This is a genomic window from Singulisphaera chitinilytica (assembly GCF_049331405.1).
GTDB lineage: Bacteria > Planctomycetota > Planctomycetia > Isosphaerales > Isosphaeraceae > PoT.
Genome location: NZ_CP186274.1, coordinates 1668488 through 1687072, shown reverse-complemented (window position 1 = coordinate 1687072; position 18585 = coordinate 1668488). Strand labels below are relative to the sequence as shown.

At 67.1% G+C, this 18585-nt stretch carries 12 protein-coding genes and 1 pseudogene; 12 read left to right on the top strand and 1 reads right to left on the bottom strand.

The window, feature by feature from the left end; translation table 11 throughout:
- The first annotated feature begins 47 nt into the window (after positions 1-47).
- The 3 genes from ACOYYX_RS06660 (at position 48) to ACOYYX_RS06650 (ending at position 4974) form a co-directional block, all read left to right on the top strand.
- On the top strand, positions 48-1253 hold the full coding sequence (locus ACOYYX_RS06660; protein ID WP_422929148.1) for a restriction endonuclease subunit S: 1206 nt from the start codon (positions 48-50) through the stop codon (positions 1251-1253).
- A complete protein-coding gene (locus ACOYYX_RS06655; RefSeq protein ID WP_422929147.1) occupies positions 1250-4372 on the top strand; it encodes a type I restriction endonuclease subunit R in 3123 nt (1040 codons plus the stop codon). Before ACOYYX_RS06660 ends, ACOYYX_RS06655 begins: the two co-directional genes overlap by 4 nt.
- A gap of 110 nt (positions 4373-4482) precedes the next feature.
- The gene (locus ACOYYX_RS06650; RefSeq protein WP_422929146.1) at positions 4483-4974 is read left to right on the top strand and encodes a hypothetical protein; all 492 of its coding nucleotides are present in this window, start codon (positions 4483-4485) and stop codon (positions 4972-4974) included.
- Positions 4975-6384: 1410 nt separating this feature from the next.
- On the opposite strand, the gene ACOYYX_RS06645 is transcribed toward ACOYYX_RS06650, so the two are convergent.
- Positions 6385-6978, bottom strand: a complete 594-nt coding sequence (locus ACOYYX_RS06645; protein WP_422929145.1) for a hypothetical protein — start codon at positions 6976-6978, stop codon at positions 6385-6387.
- Between ACOYYX_RS06645 and ACOYYX_RS06640 the strand changes: the two are divergent.
- The 9 genes and pseudogenes from ACOYYX_RS06640 to ACOYYX_RS06600 all read left to right on the top strand — a co-directional run.
- A pseudogene (locus ACOYYX_RS06640) lies at positions 6977-7156 on the top strand (hypothetical protein); the annotation flags it as partial. The gene ACOYYX_RS06645 and the pseudogene ACOYYX_RS06640 overlap by 2 nt on opposite strands.
- A gap of 100 nt (positions 7157-7256) precedes the next feature.
- Positions 7257-8147, top strand: coding sequence for a hypothetical protein (locus ACOYYX_RS06635; RefSeq protein ID WP_422929144.1), 891 nt, complete (start codon positions 7257-7259; stop codon positions 8145-8147).
- Positions 8148-8588: 441 nt separating this feature from the next.
- Positions 8589-9554 (top strand): hypothetical protein, encoded by a 966-nt coding sequence (locus tag ACOYYX_RS06630; RefSeq protein WP_422929143.1) that lies wholly within the window; start codon positions 8589-8591, stop codon positions 9552-9554.
- The gene (locus ACOYYX_RS06625) at positions 9500-10156 is read left to right on the top strand and encodes a hypothetical protein (RefSeq protein ID WP_422929142.1); all 657 of its coding nucleotides are present in this window, start codon (positions 9500-9502) and stop codon (positions 10154-10156) included. The genes ACOYYX_RS06630 and ACOYYX_RS06625 overlap by 55 nt, the downstream gene beginning before the upstream one ends.
- Complete coding sequence (locus ACOYYX_RS06620; RefSeq protein ID WP_422929141.1) at positions 10143-11672, top strand: HEAT repeat domain-containing protein; 1530 nt, start codon at positions 10143-10145, stop codon at positions 11670-11672. The genes ACOYYX_RS06625 and ACOYYX_RS06620 overlap by 14 nt, the downstream gene beginning before the upstream one ends.
- Before the next feature lie 19 nt (positions 11673-11691).
- Complete coding sequence (locus tag ACOYYX_RS06615) at positions 11692-13110, top strand: HEAT repeat domain-containing protein (protein WP_422929140.1); 1419 nt, start codon at positions 11692-11694, stop codon at positions 13108-13110.
- 54 nt (positions 13111-13164) lie between these two features.
- Positions 13165-14616 carry a HEAT repeat domain-containing protein gene (locus tag ACOYYX_RS06610; protein WP_422929139.1) on the top strand — a complete coding sequence of 484 codons (1452 nt, stop codon included), beginning with the start codon at positions 13165-13167 and terminating at the stop codon, positions 14614-14616.
- Positions 14617-14670: 54 nt separating this feature from the next.
- The gene (locus tag ACOYYX_RS06605; protein WP_422929138.1) at positions 14671-16101 is read left to right on the top strand and encodes a HEAT repeat domain-containing protein; all 1431 of its coding nucleotides are present in this window, start codon (positions 14671-14673) and stop codon (positions 16099-16101) included.
- Positions 16102-16381: 280 nt separating this feature from the next.
- Entirely contained in the window at positions 16382-18316 is a 1935-nt protein-coding gene (locus tag ACOYYX_RS06600) for a hypothetical protein (RefSeq protein ID WP_422929137.1), read from the top strand.
- The last annotated feature ends 269 nt before the right edge of the window (positions 18317-18585 follow it).

Genomic DNA, 18585 nt, shown 5'->3' with positions numbered 1-18585 from the left:
GCATAGCAGAAGGGCAAGTAGATCCCGAGGACAACGAATATTCTAACATGCTTCTCATTACTCCAAACCACATAGAATCAAACACAGGAAGGCTGCTATACCTCGAAACTGCCTCCGATCAGAGCGCGGAAAGCGGCAAATATTTATGTAGGGCCGGCGATGTGGTCTACAGCAAGATTCGCCCATCACTTCGCAAAGTCTGCATTGCACCTCAAGATTGCCTTTGCAGCGCAGACATGTATCCCCTGCGATCACATTCAGGTTTGACCAATTCTTTTCTTTATTGGCTGATGTTAACTGAGGAATTCTCAGCATTTGCTGTGCTCGAATCCGAGCGCGTCGCCATGCCAAAGATTAATCGAGAATCGTTAAAAGCCGTATCTTTCGCATGCCCAGCAGTCAGAGAGCAATTTGCAATCTCCATCTTTCTAGGTCGAGAGACGGCTAAGATCGATGCGTTGGTGGCAGAGCAGCGGCGATTGATTGAGTTGCTGAAGGAAAAGCGTCAGGCCGTCATCTCCCACGCCGTCACCAAGGGACTGAATCCCGATGCCCCGATGAAACCTTCCGGCATCGAATGGCTTGGAGATCTACCCGAGGATTGGAAAGTCGAGCAATTGAAGCATTGCATAACACGGATTGAACAGGGGTGGTCACCGCAATGCGATAATGAACCTGCTTTGGAAGGCGAATGGGGAGTTCTGAAAGTCGGCTGTGGCAATCGCAATGAATTCGACCCGAATGAACAAAAAGCACTACCAATAGAGGTGTCACCGCTCGTCGAATATGAGATCCGCCCTGGTGATATCCTCATGAGCAGGGGTAATACTCGCGATCTGGTCGGTATGGCCACCCTGGTCAAGCAAGTGCGGCCGAAACTTCTCTTGTGTGACCTGCTTTACAGATTCCACGCGAGACCAGAATTCGTCATTCCAGAATTTCTTGTTCACTCATTACGCTCCGCGTATCTGCGGTATCAAATCGAACGGGACGCGACGGGCACAAGTGCGTCGATGAAGAAGATTGGCCAGGAAACGATTCGCGAATTCCTCATATGCAGGCCGCCTATTTCTGAGCAGAAACAAATCATAGTTCACATCAATAACGAAACCACAAAGATTGACACCCTCACCGCCGAAGCCCAACGCGCCATCGACCTCCTCCAGGAACGCCGCACGGCGTTGATTTCCGCAGCCGTCACAGGCAAGATCGACGTGCGGGGCCTCGTGAATGACGAGGAGGAGGCGGCATGAGCCTGCACACGGAGATCAACTTCGAGGTCGAGATCTGCGAGCGGCTCGCCGCCAGCGGGTGGCTCTACGCCGAGGGGGATGCGGCGAAGTACGACCGGGCCAGGGCGCTGTTCCCCGGAGACGTGCTCGCCTGGGTGAAGGCCACGCAGCCGAAGGCCTGGGAGGCGATCGAGAAGAACCACGGGACGCAGGCCGAAGACACCCTGCTGAACCGGCTCCGCGACCAGATCGACCAGCGCGGCACGCTCGACGTGCTGCGGCACGGGATCGAGATGCTCGGGCTCCGCGACAAGCTGACGCTGGCTCAGTTCAAGCCGGCGCTGGCCCTCAACCCCGAGATCATGGCGCGGTATGAGGCCAACCGGCTCCGGGTCGTGAGGCAGGTGCGGTACTCGCTCCACGGCGAGAATTGCATCGACCTCGTCCTCTTCCTCAACGGCCTGCCGGTGGCCACCGCCGAGCTCAAGACCGACTTCACGCAGTCCGTCGGCGACGCGATCGACCAGTATCGGCTCGACCGCCTCCCGAGGTCGAAGGGCCAGGCCGCCGAACCCCTGCTCTCGTTCCCCGGCGGGGCCCTGGTCCACTTCGCCGTCAGCAACCGCGAAGTCTACATGACGACCCGGCTCGACGGCTCCAGCTCCGTCTTCCTCCCGTTCAACAAGGGGGACAACGGCGGCGCGGGGAACCCCGTGAACCCCAGGGGGGGGCACCGCACCGCCTATCTCTGGGAGGAGGTCTGGGAGCGTCACGGCTGGCTCGAGATCCTGGGGCGATACCTCGTCGCCCGCAAGAACAAGAAGCGGCAGATCGACCGCCTGATCTTCCCGCGCTATCACCAGCTCGACGTCACGCGCAAGCTCCAGGCGGCGGCCCTGGAGGAAGGGCCCGGCGGCAAGTACCTGATCCAGCACTCGGCCGGCTCGGGCAAGACGAACTCCATCGCCTGGGCGGCCCACTTCCTCTCCGACCTCCACGACGCCAACCACAGGAAGCTGTTCGACTCGGTCCTCGTCGTCTCCGACCGCAACGTGATCGACACGCAGTTGCAGGAGGCCATCTTCGACTTCGAGCGGACCACCGGGGTGGTCGCCAGCATCAAGGGGGAGGGCTCGAGCAAGAGCGAGGAGCTCAAGGACGCGCTCTCGGGAGACAAGAAGATCGTGGTCTGCACGATCCAGACGTTCCCGTTCGCCCTGGAGAGGGTCCGCCAGCTCGCGGCGACGCAGGGGAAGCGGTTCGCCGTGATCGCTGACGAGGCGCACAGCTCGCAGACCGGCGACGCCGCCAAGAAGCTCAAGGCCGTGCTCTCCGTCGAGGAGATGGAGGCTCTGAAAGACGGCGGCGAGGTCAGCATTGAGGACATCCTCGCCGCCGAGACCGCGGCGCGGGCCAGTTCGGAGCTCACCTACGTTGCGTTCACGGCCACGCCCAAGGCCAAGACGATGGAGTTGTTCGGCAGGCGTCCCGACCCGACCCGCCCGGCCTCGGCGACCAACCTCCCCGCCCCGTTCCACGTCTACTCGATGCGTCAGGCCATCGAGGAGAAGTTCATCCTGGACGTGCTCCGCAATTACACCACCTACAAGCTCGCCTTCCGGCTCGCCCACCAGGGCAAGGAGGTCGACGAGCGCGAGGTGGAGAAGAGCGCCGCGATGCGCGGGATCATGGGGTGGGTGAAGCTCCACCCCTACAACATCGCGCAGAAGGTCCAGATCATCGTCGAGCACTATCGCGAGTACGTCGCCCCGCTGCTCTCCGGCAAGGCCAAGGCGATGGTGGTGGTCGGCAGCCGCCAGGAGGCGGTGCGCTGGAAGCTCGCCATCGACAGGTACATCAAGGATCGGGGCTACAAGCTCGGCGCGCTCGTGGCCTTCTCCGGCGAGGTCAAGGACGACGAGGCCGGGCCCGACCCGGTCGCCGAGACGAGCCAGGCCCTGAACCCCAACCTGCGCGGGCGCGACATCCGCGAGGCCTTCAACACCGACGAGTTCCAGATCCTCCTCGTCGCCAACAAGTTCCAGACCGGCTTCGACCAGCCTTTGCTCTGCGGCATGTACGTGGACAAGCGGCTCGCGGGCATCCAGGCCGTGCAGACCCTCTCCCGGCTCAACCGCGCCCATCCCGGCAAGGACACGACGTACGTCCTGGACTTCGCCAACGAGCCCGAGGAGGTTCTGGCCGCCTTCAAGACCTACTACACCACGGCCGAGCTGGCGGACGTCAGCGACCCGAACCTCGTCTACAACCTCCGGGCCAAGCTCGACGCCGCCGGGCACTATGACGACTTCGAGGTGGAGCGCGTCGTCGCCATCGAGATGAAGCCGAACGCCCGGCAAGGGGAGCTGGCCGCCGCGGTCGAGCCGGTGGTCGACCGGCTCACGAGGCGCTACAAGGCCGCGCGGGAGGCCAGGAAGCTCGCCGAGGAGCGGCAGGACGAGGGGGAGGCCAAGGCCGCCAAGGAGGAGATGGATGCCCTGCTCCAATTCCAGGCCGACATGGGGACCTTCCAGCGCATCTACACGTTCCTGTCGCAGATCTTCGATTACGGCAACACCGCCATCGAGAAGCGCTCGATCTTCTACAAGCAGGTGCTGCGGCTCCTGGAGTTCGGCCGCGAGCGCGAGGGGATCGACCTCTCTCGTGTGGTCCTGACCCACCACAACCTGAGGAGCCAGGGCAAGCGGGCGATGTCGCTGGCGGCCGGCGAGACCCGGCCGCTCGACCCGATCACCGAGGCAGGGAGCGGCAGCGTCCAGGAGAAACAGAAGGCCCTCTTCAACGAGATCATCAAGCGGGTCAACGACCTCTTCGAGGGGGAGCTCACCGACCAGGACAAGCTCGTGTATGTGAATAACGTGATCATGGGCAAGCTCCTCGAATCCGAGACGCTCCAGCAGCAGGCGACGAACAACACCAAGGAGCAGTTCGCCAACTCGCCCGACCTGAAGAATGAGCTCCTCAACGCGATCATGAGCGCCCTGGACGCCCACACCGCGATGAGCACCCAGGCCCTGGGCTCCGAGTCCGTGCGCCGGGGTATCAAGGACGTCCTCCTCGGCCCCGCGCGGCTCTACGAATCCCTCCGCGAGCAGGCCTCCCAGCGTCCCCAGGCCTGATCGCGAGCCGGGGAGATCGGGAGGCGCCGGGCCGCCTCGCGATCGGGTACGATGTTTCGGTCGATCCCCCCTTGTGCTTGTAAATCCGCGGAAATCGGAGGGCTCGGGTCATGCCAAGGGTCTCGATCGCGAAGCAGATGGGCGTCATCGCGTTCCTCGCGCTGGCGCTGGCGGCGCTACGCACGGGGAGCCCGGTGCTCGCCGACCTCATGCTGACGATCGTGCTGGCCCTGCTCGCGATCGCCGCGCTGAAGGCGGTGTATAGCACGGGAGGCACGCGGGCGAGTTGGGCGGGGTTCGCCTTCTTCGGATTCTGCTACCTGACGCTGAGCTTCGGCCCCTGGTTCGCGACGGAGATCCGGCCGCATCTCTTCACCTCGCATCTGTTGAAAGATTTGCATGGGATCATGGGGGGCACACCTCCCCCCGGCGCTATCTTCGATACCGACGGGCGGCGATATTTCGTGCCGCCGAATCCCGCCCTGGTCCGCTACACCTGGTACGAATTCGAGAGGGCCGGCCACGCGTTCGTCGCGTTCGCGTGCGGGCTCATCGGGGCGATTTTGGGTCATCGATTCGCGTCCCGCCGAGATTCGGCCTGAATCCGTCGCTTGCCGAGCATCCCCGGCGAGCGATCCCCGAGGACGGATCCCGCCTTTGATTTTCGGATGGGTGTAACTCGCCTCCCCCGCGCCACGGCACTTGGATGGGGATTCCGGGAGGCCGCGATTGGGCAATCGTAGACACGCAGCGACGAGAGGCAAACCGGAGTTTCCCCGGCCAAGGCTCCGACCGCCCTTATCACGTGGCCTCTTGATATCTAAGGGTGGCCCAGGTTGGTACAACCTGGGTCGCGCAGCGACGAGAGGTCAACCGCAATAGGCCCCGGCCGAGGCGAGGCGAGGCGAGGCTCCGACCGCTCTTATCACGTGGTATCTTCATATTCAAGGGTGGCCCAGGTTGGCACAACCTGGGTCGCGCAGCGACGCGAGGCCAACCGCAATAGGCCCCGGCCGAGGCGAGGCGCCGACCGCTCTTATCACGCGGCCTCTTGATATTTAAGGGTGGCCCAGGTTGGCACAACCTGGGTCGCGCAGCGACGCGAGGCCAACCGCAATAGACTCCGGCCGAGGCGAGGCGCCGACCGCTCTTATCACGCGGCCTCTTGATATTTAAGGGTGGCCCAGGTTGGCACAACCTGGGTCGCGCAGCGACGAGAGGTCAACCGCAGTAGACCTCGGCCGAATGGAGAGGCCGTTCACCGTTTTCCGCCGATCCGCAGGCTCGGGAAACGCCCGAAAACCTCGGCCGATTTAACAAATTCCGGGTCGCCCAGGTTGGTACAAGCTGGGTCGTGCAGCGACGAGAGGCCAACCGCAATAGACCTCGGCCGAGACCGGAGGCCATTTGCGTCCTTCTCGGTCACATCGCGGCGCCTTGAAATGACGAGTTGCCGGTCGCGAACCCAGTCCGATTCTTCGTTTTCGGGTGGCCCCTATTGCCCCAATCGCGGCCCCTGTGAGAGGAACGAGGGATGAAAAAGTGGGGCGATCACGCGTCGTTTTCGAGGGTAACGATTCGACCCTGGCAGATTCAGGATAGCCTCTCGACTCGGCCGAAAAGCCGCGATCGGCCTCTGGTGAGGGCCGGGGACATCGCGAAGGACCTCTTGTCGCTGCGCGACCCAGGTTGTGCCAACCTGGGCCACCCGAAATATGGTAAATCGGCCGAGGTTTTCGGGCGTTTCCTCGGCGATTCCCGAGCCTGCGGATCGGCGGAAAACGGTGAACGGCCTCTCCATTCGGCCGGGGACATCGCGAAGGACCTCTTGTCGCTGCGCGACCCAGGTTGTGCCAACCTGGGCCACCCGTGGTCGGCCCCTCGCCATTCGGCCGTGGAAATTCCAGTTGGCCTCGCGTCGCTGCGCGACCCAGGTTGTGCCAACCTGGGCCACCCTTAAATATCAAGAGGCCACGTGATAAGGGCGGTCGGCGCCTCGCCTCGGCCGGGGCCTATTGCGGTTGGCCTCGCGTCGCTGCGCGTGCCCGATTACCCAATTGCGGCCACCCGAGGAGGGAGGCCAGCCCTATCGGAGTGCCGCGGCGCGGCGGGAGGCGAGTTACGCCCTTCAGGGATGCATCGGCGGCCGCCATTGGTTTGCCTTTATCGGGGGTGTTGATGCGCTTCGGGATGGTGTAGAGTCGATCCTGCGACGGGCCTGCGAGGTGGGTCGCTTCGCCGGGCCGCGCGGCCGCGTCCGGCGGGGCAGGCGAGCCGTCGGCCGGAGGCGATGAGGGCCCGGCGAAGGAAGGGGACGGAGGTCGCACGATGTCGGACGCCCCTGAAGTCGGCAAGCGGACGGGCAGGCTCTGGATGGCCGCGGGCCTGCTCGCGATCGCGGGGTTCGGGGCGCGGGTGTACCACGTCGAGTCGAGCAAGGCGGCCCCGTCCCTGCCCCTCACCTCCCCCGTCGACGACTTCCTCGCGGCGCTCGACCATCGCGGGGGGGACTCCGACACCCTCGCGAAGGCCACGCACAACCTGCTCTCGGGCACCTGGGATTCGAGGAAGATCGTCCGGGCCTTCCCCAGGGTGCTCGACGTCATGGGGGACGACGCCGAGCCGGTCCGGTTCGCGGCGGCCGCGATCGTCGGCGAGCTGATCGCGCGCTGGGGGTGGACGGGCCTGCTCGCGGCGGCGGAGGAGGCCTCGGGCTCGGACCTCTGCTCCGACGCCGAGGAGGCGCTCGAGCCGCTCCTCGACGACCCCTCGCCCCGGGTCCGCGAGGCCTCGGCGCGGTCGCTGGCGAACGTGGCGGCTCCGCGGCGACCTCGAGGAGCCGCCGGCCCGGCTCGTCGCCTGCCTCGACGACGAGGAGGCCGACGTGAGGATCGCCGCGGCGACGACCCTGATCGACTACATCCACGGCCCCGAGCGGATCGTCCCCGTCGCCCTCCGGCGATTCGCGGCCGAGGGCCCGGCCGTCCGCAAGGCCTTCGGCGAGGTCTTCCGCAACTCCCGGCTCGCGCCCTCGACCCTGCCGCGGCTGCTCGACGGATTATCGCAGGAAGACCCGGAGATCTGCCTGAACTGCGCGGCGGCGATCGACCGCATGGGCCCCGACGCCGCCCCCGCGCTCTCGGCCATGCTCGCCCTGATCCGCCGCGAGCTCGAGCGCCCTCGCCCCGCCCGGCGCGACGACACCACGGACATCCTCGGCACGGCCGCCGACGCCATCGGCCAGATCCGGCCCGAGGGGGACGCCCCCGCCGAGGCCGTCGACCTTCTCGTCCGGATCCTCGAGCAGGCCGTCGCGAGCCTCGACGCCGACGCCCACCGGGCCGGCCCGAAGTCGATCGAAGGCGCGAGCCTCGACGCCCTCGCCGCGAAGACCCGGCTCGACCGCCGAATCCAAGGGTCCATCTGGTCGCTCGGCATGATGGGCCCGGGCGCGTCGAAGGCCCTGCCGAGGCTCCTCGCCCTGTACGAGCCCCCTCCCGCCGGGGTGGCCGAGCCCCGCGGCCTCCTCGCCGAGGCCCTCGCCGAGATCGCCCGCACCACGCCCGACCGGTCCCGCGTCCTCGGGCGCCTCGTCGGGAGCTGGTCCACGGCCTCCCCCCACGACCGAGCCCCCCTCGCCCGCGCCCTCCGACGCCTCGACCCCGACGCCGACCGCCTCGTCCCCGACCTCAAGCACCAATCCAACGGCGTCTCCCTCCCCCCCTTCCGCCGCCACCGCTTCGCCCGCTCTCGCCGAGAATACACCCACTTCTGAGCCACGCACGTCCCTTCAACACGTCTCAAACAAAAAGACATCAACGACGGAAATCCTTCCCACCGAAAGGGCTGCGCCCTCGCGCACTCGCCGGGGATTTTCGAGACATATTTGCCTATGCTTTTCATGGAGGTTCGACTAGATTGCATGAATCGAGGATCTGATGCATCCAATCCACAGGGAGGGGGGATCCATGATGAAGCGGGACGTGGCTGAGCGCGGGATAGGTGGCGCTGGTATTGCTCATCGCGGCCGGGTTCGCCGGGCTCGTGCTCAACAACGCGACGCCGGTGCGCCGCGTTCCGCCGTGAGCTCAAGTTCCTCCACGACGACCCGATATGTCCCGAAGCGCCGGATTTCTGATCGCCCGATGCTGCGGCCCAACCCCAGGGCTCATGCCTCCCACGGATCCATCCCCGGTGTTCGGTGAGGACTCCCACGATGATGCAGGCCGATCCCCCTCGTCGCGGGCCGTTGAACAAGGCCGTGCCGCTGCTGGCCCTCGTTGCGATCGTCGCCTTTGCCGGGCTCGTCTACCAAAACGAATTCAAAGAAGACGCGCCCGAGTCTCGACCCACGCCGATCGCGGCGCCATCCCCTCACGTCTTGATGCCGATCCCCGATGGAGTCCTCTCGGCGAGGCCGGCGCTCGTCATCGGCTCGTACCCGGGGAGGGAGCCCCTCAGGCCGGCCGAGTTCGCCGGGCTCGTCCGGGGCACGATCGAGGAGATCGACGCGACGGATGACGAGGAGCGCACGGGCATGGTCGACAGCCTGGGCAGGCTCTTCCGCACCGATGGCGACGCCCTGGTGAGCGACCCCGACGGGGCGGAGGCCTTCGCCTCGCTCGCCCTCGAAGCCGAGGGGGTCCTCGTCGACCTCGTGCTCGGCGACCCCGCGCCCAGGACCCGGGAATACGCCGCGATGGCCCTCGGTCCGGTCGCCTACGCCGCCAGGCTCGAAGCCCCGCCGCGGAAGCTGATCGACGGCCTCGTGCGTCATCTCGAGGCGACGACGCCGGAGGGTTTCGGGGACGACAAGGTCCGCGAGGAGGTCGGGGTCTACACCTTCGTCGCCTGCAGCCTCCTCGAGTACGCCCGCGGTCCCGAGTTAATCTTTCGCCTGTTCATGGATCGACATCCGAAATTCAGCCCGGCGTTATCGATGGCCGCGGTCGCGCTGGGGGCGATCCAGCTCTTACCCTCCACGATGCCCAGGCTCATCGAGGGGCTCTCGAGCGAGGACGGGGCCCTCTGCGGCTTCTGCCTGGTCTCCCTCCAGCAGATGGGCCGCAAGGCCGCCCCGGCCCTCCCGAGGCTCGTCGCCCTCATCCGCGAGGAGCTGGACCGGAAGTGGCCCCGAGACCAGGGGCCTGGCGGCCCGGGGGTCCGCTCGGCGCGGCGTTGAAGGCCTTCGCTCGCATCAGCCCCCCCGACGGCCCGCTGGTGGACGAGGCCCTCCTCCTGACGTGCCGGGCCCTGGGGCGTGCCATCGAGGGGATCCGCGACCCCGACGACGGGGTGACGCCCGTCGCCAACCGCCCCTTCACGCTCAAACCCCTATATAATGCACACATTCAGATTTGTATTGATACCCTGAAGGAGCTCGGCCGCCCGCTCCCGTCCGCGGCGCCGACCCTCGTGGACCTGTTCGACTCGCCCAGGCGGCCCGGCGAGGACTTCTACCCGGAACTCGCCGGGATCCTCTTCGCCATGAGCCGGGGAACGCCCGACCAGCCGAGGGCCGACGCCTGCCTCCGGGCGGTCTGGCAGCACGACCGGGCCGTGTCCCCGCACGTCGCACGCATCCTCCGGCAGTTCGGCGCCGAGGCCGAGCGGGTCATCCCGGAGCTGAAGCAGCTCCCCGCCTGGCACCCGGAGCCGTCGCCCCGTCGAGCCGCCCACCACCACTGGCGGGAAGACCGCCTCGACCTGAAGCCGGGACGATATACTTATCTTGAAGCGATCCGCCTTGAACTCAAGGAGGGCTCCCCCGATGACGCCGGTTGATCCCCCCATCGGCAAAGCCTCGATGCGTTTCGCGGCGGCGCTGGGCCTGTTGGCCTTCGCCGCCGTCGCCGTGCTCGTCCACCTGAACGAGCCTGACGATCCCCCGCCCCGGCCCGCGCAGGTCCAGATGCCGGGCGAGATGCCGGTCATCGGCCCCATCGATCCGGTCTCGCGCGAGAGGACCGAGCAAAGGCCGTTCCTCGTCATGGGTGCTCATGTGGGCATCCAGAGTGTGACGCCCGCCCAGTTCGTCGAGAAGCTCCTCGCCACGATCCGGGCCCTCGGCGAGAACTCCGAGGCCGTCCGCCTGCGGGCGCTGGCGGACCTCGTCTGGCTGGCCGATAATAACATGAACGACTTCGGATTCGATCATCGGAACCGCGTCCCCGGCCCTGGGACGAAGGAGACGGAGGCGGCATTCGTCGGGCTGCTCGAGAATCCGTCGTATCAGGTCCGGGACCTCGCCGCGAGGTCGCTCGCAAAACTCGCCGTCGCCGTCAGGCTCGAGACGCCCCCCTCGGCGCTCACCGCCTGCCTCGAGGACGACGAGATCCTCATCGTTCGCATCAACGCGGCCGCCGCCATCCTCGAATATTCCAGGGGGCCCGAGATCCTGCTCGAACTCGTCCTGAAGGGCGCGAGGGACCAGGATCCCTCCGTCGTCGCGGCCTCGGCCCAGGCGGTCGAGCAGGTCCACCTCCTCCCCTCCGCCCTGCCCACGCTGATCGAGGGGCTTTCGAACGAGGACGCGGTCCTCTGCGTCATGTGCGCGAACTCGCTCGAGCACATGGGCCGCAAGGCCTCCCCGGCCCTGCCCGCGCTGCTCGACCTGATCCGCGAGGAGTTGAAGCGGCCGAGGCCCCGAACCGACGGGCGACCCGCGTCGGGGCAGCCCCTCGGAGCCGCCATCAAGGCCCTCGCTCGCATCAGCCCGGCCGACGGCCCGCCCAGGGACGACGCGATCCTCGTCGCCTGCGAGGCCATCCGGCATGGGGCCGGGGGGATCCCGGATCCGGCCGACGACAGGCCCCCCGCGACGGCCAGGCCGTCGCTCCCCCTCAAGGCGTTCTGGGATGAACAGATCCAGATCGGCCTGGACGCCCTGAAAACACTCGCCCGCCCGCTGCCGGCCGCCGTGCCGATACTCGTCGAGGCTCTCGACTCCCCGAGGCATGCCGACGAGCGTCTCTTCGCGGACCTCGCCGGCCTCCTCTACTTCGTCAGCCGAGGAACTGCGGAACAAGACCGAGCCGACGCCAGTCTCAGGCGGGCCTGGCAGGAATACCGGACCGCGTCCCCCCTCGTCATGCGCGGCCCCGCGAAATCCGGCGACAAGGCCGAGCCGACTCCGCCGGATCTCAGGCGGTTCGCCGCCGCCTATCTCAGGCCGACGCCCCCCCGGCGCCTCTATCATCGCTGGAAGGGTGATCGCAATAATCCGGATGGCTACCGATGCGAATGTCCCGCTTCGATCCATCCCAACATCCGAATGGGCACGAACGATGACGCCGGCTGATTCTCCCAGAGGCGACCTGATGACGAAGCTCGTCCCGGCGCTGACCATCCTCGCGGTGGCCGCGTTCGGAGGACTGGTCCTCTACAGGGAATCCCCCGAGCGCCTGCCGGAGCCATCGATCGCGGCGGTCGAGCCGCCGCTCGACGGCTTCATCGACCGGCTCGCCCGCGGCGACGAGTCGCAGAAGCTGACCGCGATGGCCGGCCTCCAGTTGCGGAGGCACACGCCCGCCGAATTCGCCCGCACGGTCGAGGCCTGGGTCGGGGCCCTGGGGGAGAGGTCGGCGACGATCCGGGAACGCGCGACGTCATCGCTCGCGTACCTGCTCCGCATCAACGCCATCGTCGCCCTGAAGACCCACGAGCCCCCGCCGATGATCGTCTCGGCGGCCCCCGCCCTCGAGGGGGCGCTCGTCTCCCTCCTGGCCGACCCCTCGCAGGGGCTGCGGATCTCCGCCGTCAAGGCGCTCGAGGAACTCGCCGCCGACGCCAGGCTCCGGACGCCACCGCAAGGCCTGATCAACGCCCTCGAGCGCGACACCGATCTTCACGTCCGCATCGCCGCGGCATCCGCCATCGTCGAATACGCCGACGGCCCCGAGCTCCTTCTTCCCATCATCCTGAAGCGCCCCGGCGACCATCACCCCGCCCTCAGGGAGGCGAGCGCCCACGCCATCGAACGCGTGCGGCTGCTCCCCGCCGCGGTGCCCATGCTCATCGAGGGGCTCGCGCTCGAGGACGAGGTCCTCTGCGTCATGTGCTCGAACTCGCTGGAGAACATCGGCCGCGAGGCCGCCGGAGCCCTGCCGGCGCTCCTCGCCCTGATCCGCAAGGAGGTTGATGCGAGGTGGCCCCGCGCCGTCAATCGACGGTCATCGGGCACCGTGCTCGGGGCGGCGATGAAGGCCTTCGCCCGCATCTGCCCCCCCGACGGCCCGCTCGCGGACGAGGCCCTCCCGCTCTACGGCAAGGCCCTCGAGCGGGCCGTCGAGGGGATCCGCGACCCGGACGACGGAGTGACCCCCGCCGTCGACCGGCCTTACTTCACCCTCAAGTGGTTCTGGCGCGAACAGATCCTCATCTCCCTGGCCGCATTGAGGGCCCTGGGCCATCCCTCGCCGGCCGCCGCGCCGATCCTCCTGGAGCCATTCGACACGCCCAGGCGGCCCGACGAATTCTTCTACCCGAGGCTCGCGGCCTGCCTCTTCACCGTGAGCCGCGGGACCCCCGTGCAGGCCCGCGCCGACGCCAGCATCCGGCGGGCCTGGCGCGACGAGCCATCCATCCGACGCGACCTGGCGCCGGCCCTGAAACGCCTCGGCCCCGAGGCCGAGCGGCTCATCCCGGACCTGAAGCGGATCCCCCTCCCCTCGCCCGAGCCGCAACCCCCTCCCCCCGTCTCCCGTCGCTGGCGATACGACCGTATCGCCTCATCATAACTCGCGGAAGATCACGTCACGTCCCGATAATCCGAGGCTCATGAGGTCCTGATCATGCACCTTGCCGATCGCGTCCGACCCGAGTCGCTGAACAAGGTGATTTCCATCCTGACGATCGTCGCCGTCTCCGCGTTCGGATCCTTCGTCGTCCTCCACCAGTCCCCCGAGCCTGCGGCGGAGTCCATCGAGGTCCCCCTGACGCAACTCCTCGACGATCTCGAACGCGGCGACGTCAAGCAGAAGCGAGCGGCCATGCGAGGGCTCCAGCTCCGCTCTCACTCGACCGTCGAGTTCCCCGAGGCCGTGCGGGCCCTGATCCGGGCCTTGAAGGACGACTCGGAGGATGTTCGCGCCGATGCGACCTCCTCCCTGGGCGCCCTCGTCGACATCCGCAGCCTCGAGGCGTCCGCCACGCACGAGCCACCGGCCCTGGTCGTCTCCCTCAGCCCCGAGGTCGAGGAGGCCCTCGTCCCGCTCCTCGACGCCCCATCGCCGAAGTTCCGCGCCGCCGCCGCGAAGTCCCTCGAGCAACTCGCCGTGGCCGCCCGCCTCGACGCCCCGCCGCCGGGCCTCCTCGATCGCTATCTGAGCGACGATGACACAGCGACCCGCATCGCCGCCGCCAACGCCTTCGTCGAGTTCGGCCGGGGACCCGAGTTGCTCCTCCCCGTCGTCCTGATCCGCACCGACGAGGATCCCGAGGTCGTCGAGGCCGCCGCGGCCGCCATCGAGCGCGTCCGGCTCCTCCCCTCCACCGTGCCCCAGCTCACCAGGGGCCTGGCCGGCGACGACGCTCGCCTGTGCCTCATGTGCGCCAGCTCGCTCGAACACATCGGCCCCGCCGCCGAATCCGCCCTGACGTCGCTCCTGGCCCTGATCCGCAAGGAGATGATCGCGCCTCGTGTCGATGAGAATTTGATACGTAGGCAGATCCTGAGCGTGGCCATGTCGGCGGTCGCCAAGATCAAGCCGGACGGCGGCCCGCTCGGCGATGAGGCCCTCTTATTGGTCTGCAATATCCTCAAAACCGCGATCGAGGACGACCGAGATTCCTACGGCTTATCCTCTTTGAACTATCCGGGATGGAGCCCCGTGGAGTCGGATTTTCACCTTGCCTCGAAATGGTTCTGGCCGCTTCAGGCATCGGTGGCTTTGCAAACGTTGAAAGAACTTCGGCGGCCCTCTCCGGCCGCCGTCCCGACCCTCCTGGAGATATTCGACGTTCGCGTGGCCGAGGCCGAGCTACTCCGCACGGACTTGGCCGCGTCCCTCTTCGTCATCAGCCGGGGCACTCCCCATCAAGGCCGGGCCGACGAGAGCCTCGTCAAAGCCTGGCGAAATACCAATGAGGCTAAGCATAAGCTTGCCAATGAGCTCAGGCGCCTCGGCCCCGAGGCCGAGCGGCTCATCCCGGAGATCATGGATTGGGACCCCTTCGAGCCGTACAATCCGACCATCCCGACCGTCCATCGCCGGTGGAAGTATGATCGACCCCCCGCGACCTGAGGCCCTCCGGTTTCATCTCGACCCCCCGTTTCGCGGCAGGATAGGACCTTAACCATGAAGTCGGCCGCCACACTCCGAAGCACCGCGCTGAGTAAGGCCATACCCGTGCTGGCCCTGCTCGCCCTCGCCGGGTTCGCGGCGCTCGTCTTCCGCAACGAATCCCTCAAACGCGAGCCCCAGACCGTCGAGGTCCCCCTCGGCGGCCTGCTCCGCAAGCTGGCGATCGGCGACGCCACGCAGAAGCGCGGGGCCATGCAAGGGCTCGCCCTTCGCATGCACACGGCCCTCGAGTTTCCCCAGGTCGTGCAGGCCTTGATTAGCGTCCTGCAGGACGACGACACCGAGGATGTTCAGGTCGCCGCGGCCGTCTCCCTCGGGAGCCTCGTCGACATCCGGAGCCTCGAGTGCTCGGTCACGCACGAGCCTCCAGCCCTGGTCGTCTCCTTGAGTCCCGCGGTGGAGCAGGCCCTCGTCCCGCTCCTCGATGATCCCTCGCCGAAGATCCGCGCCGCCGCCCTGAAATCCCTGGGGCAACTCGCCGCCGCCGCCCGCCTCGACGCCCCGCCCCAAGGCGTTCTCGAGCACTACCGGGACGACCCCGACGACGCGGTACGCATCGCGGCCGCCGACGCCCTCGTCGAGTTCGGCCGGGGCCCCGAGATCCTGCTTCCCGTCGTGTTGAGCCGCTTCAAGGACGAGCCCAAGGCCGTCCGCGAGGCGAGCGCCGCGGCCATCGAGCGTATCCGGCTCCTGCCCTCGACCCTCCCCATCCTGATCGAGGGCCTCTCCGGCGACGACCCCCGCCTGAGCTGGATGTGTGCCATATCGATCGCGCACATCGGACACGACGCCGCCCCGGCCGTCCCCGCCCTGCTCGCCCTGATCCGCAAGGAGATGGACGCCCCTCGCATCCCCCAGGGGATCTCATACGGCAACGTCTTGGACTCCGCGCTGTTACTCGTCGGCCGCATCAAGCCGGTCGACGGCCCCGTCGCGGACGAGGCATCGGCCTTGATCCTCGAGGTCCTGAAGCGTGGCCTCAAGTCCACCCGAGAGTTGGGACCGGGCCTGACCGCCAGGAGCGACCACCCCCAGATCTCGCCCTGGGAGTACTGGAGCGGCCAGGTCATGTCGGCCTCTCGTGCGCTGCAAGACATCGGCCGCCCCTTCCCCGCCGCGGTGCCGTTCCTGCTGGAAGCGTTCGAAATGCCCAGGAATCCCGGCCCTTACATGTATCTCAGCATCATCGGGGCCCTCTACGTCACCAGCCGAGGTACGCACGACGAGGCCCGCGTCAACGCCACCCTCCTGGCCGCCTTGCGTGGCAAGGAGGCTTACGAAGTGGGAACCGTCCTCAGCCAGTACAAGCCCGAGGCCGAGCGTCAATTTCCCGACCTCAGGCGCCTGTTCGCCAACGTCAAGGAGCCCCCTCCCGTCCGCCCCTTCTACCGCCGATGGAAGTACGAACGCCCCACCCCCGGCTGACACCCGTCCCGCCCTTCTGCCGGCCCTGCGATAGGACCGGAGATCGGCCGGAAACCTTCGTCCGATCCGGATTCTTCGGCCGGCCACGCTTGCGAGAGCCGCGTAGGAGCGGGAGGCGGGTTACGCCCGATTCCCTTGTTGCCGGGGGAGGCGAGCGGTAGTTTAAGACGCCCATTTGGGAGCGGAATGATCGGGCCATCCGGCCCCGGCGCGGGGAGCCTTCGAGATGGCGATTCGGGAAAGTCTATGGCAGGCGTGCCGGTTGGGCAGGTCGCTGGGGATGGCGGAGTCAATCGCCGGGGCCGGGACGCGGGAGGCGTTGGAGTCGGGGAGACTGAGCCCGTCTCAATATGGCCTCATCCTCTCCAGCATCAAGGAGGCCGGGGGCGAGGCGTCGCGGATCGCGGGCCTTGAGGCGCAGGCCGCGGGCTTCGATGCGCTCGTGAGTCTCTGGTATCGGGGGAACCATCCGGCGGCGATGGAGACGCTGCGAGCGGGGATCGTCGGCTTGCAAGGGGCCCTCGCGGACGGTGGGCTCGGGAAGATCTCGCCGCAACTCGAGGCCGGGTTTGAGATGGGCGTCGTCTTCGGGCGGGCGGAAGGGGCCGCGTCCATCGCGCCGGACCTCAAGGCCGCGGCCTGGATCGAGGCGAAAGCGGCGTTCGTCGCCGCGTTGAACAGCCCCGATCGGGCTCCCGCGCTGGCGGCGAAGGCGGGTTTCGAGAGGGCTCCCGAGGTCTTCGGGTTCGTCGCGGAGTCGCTGGAGAAGCAGGCGCGATGGGGCGTCGACGCCGGGCGCGCGATCCAGCCGATCGCCGCGGGATTCATGATGTTCCTGAGTCAGCTCGTCCCGGCCGAGGGCCTGCGTGCGGGGGCGGCAAAGGTCCCGCTGCTGCATCGGAACCGGGACGGCTCGCTCTGGATCGGCTCGAGGCGGGTCGATTGGGGCGACCTGAGGATGGCCGGGTATCGGGCCAATCAGGTGCCGGAGGACATGCACGACGCCCCCCACTGCCGGGCGGTCGTCATCGGCTCGGGCGAGGTCCGTTTGGCCGTGGTCTCGGTCGACTTCTGCAACATCTATCAAGATGTGATCCTCGGATATCCCGAGATCGTCGCCAGGGTCCGCGAGCGGGTGGCGAGCATCGACCCGACGCTCAAGAACATATTGATCGTCGCCACGCACACGCATTCCAGCTATGAATGCTCGCTCGCCTTCAAGAGCCCGAAGATCGGCGAGGCCACCGTCCCCGGCCTCATCGGCGACGCCATCCTCCTCGCCGCGGCGAATTGCGAGCCCGCCAAGATCGCCTTCGGCGAGGGCCTCGCCCGCGTGAACTACAACCGGACGCCGCGCGTGATCGATCAGCGAGGCAAGGCCGTGGGAGACCCGCGCTGGGGGCGCCGCGGGGTGCTGTCGACAGAGACGTTGCAGACCACTCGCGACGAATGGGTGAGGAGCCATCCCCAGGACCCGGTCGACGAGAAGGTGGTCTTCATGCACATCAAGCGTGCCGATCCGGGGTCGAGGAACCCGCACATCGCGACGGTCATCAACCACGCCTGCCACGCCGTCGTGATGGGCCCGGAGAACCGGAGGCTCTCCGCCGACTTCCCAGGCGTCGCGACGGCCCTACTCGAGGCGACCTTCGGCCGCGAAGGGGGCAATGAACCGGAAGCGACCCCCTACGCCGGCCTGTTCCTCCAGGGATGCGCCGGCGACATGAACCCCTGGTTCGCCCTCTCGAAGGACACCCCCGAGGGCTGGCGTCGCGTGGAGGAGGCGGGGGTTGCCGTCGCCTCGGCCGCGGTCGACGAGATCGCGCGGATCCCCGACGCGGGCTATCGCGCGGAGCTGCCGATCGCGTTCAAGACGATCAAGGAGTCGATCGAGCCGGTCATCATGAACCCGGAGCCGTACTCGGTGGAGGTCAACGTCGTCACGTTCGGCGATCGGGCCCGGCTCGTGACCTTCCCCGCCGAGATCTTCTCGGAGGTCGGCCTGGAGATCCGCAAGGCCGCGACGGCCAAGGGCATTGCGCAGACCATGGTCTGCGGCTACACCAACGACGCCCTCGGCTACATCCCCAGCGCCGCGATGTACAACGCCGGCAGCTACGAGACCGACGGCCACGACATCGACGCCGCCTCCTACGTCCTCTGCAAGAAGGAGACGGCCGATATCCTCGCGAAGGCCGTGAAGGATGCGCTCTGAGGCCTCCCTGTCGGGGTCGGCAAAGGAGGGAGGGTTCGGCCTCGATTGGCTTAAGGTGGTCCAGGTTCAGGCGTGACGGATTTTATGCGTATCGATGTCTTGATCTCGCTTATATTGAATCATTGCGAGCCTGACCGGGGCGAAAGCTTGTGTTCGACAGGGACGGCGGCGGACGATGCACGTCGATAGGGATTAGGGTGATTCACCCTTCGCCTGGAAGTTGCCAATATGCCCGAAGAGCCAGTGTGCCGAGGTACGCACGACGGGAG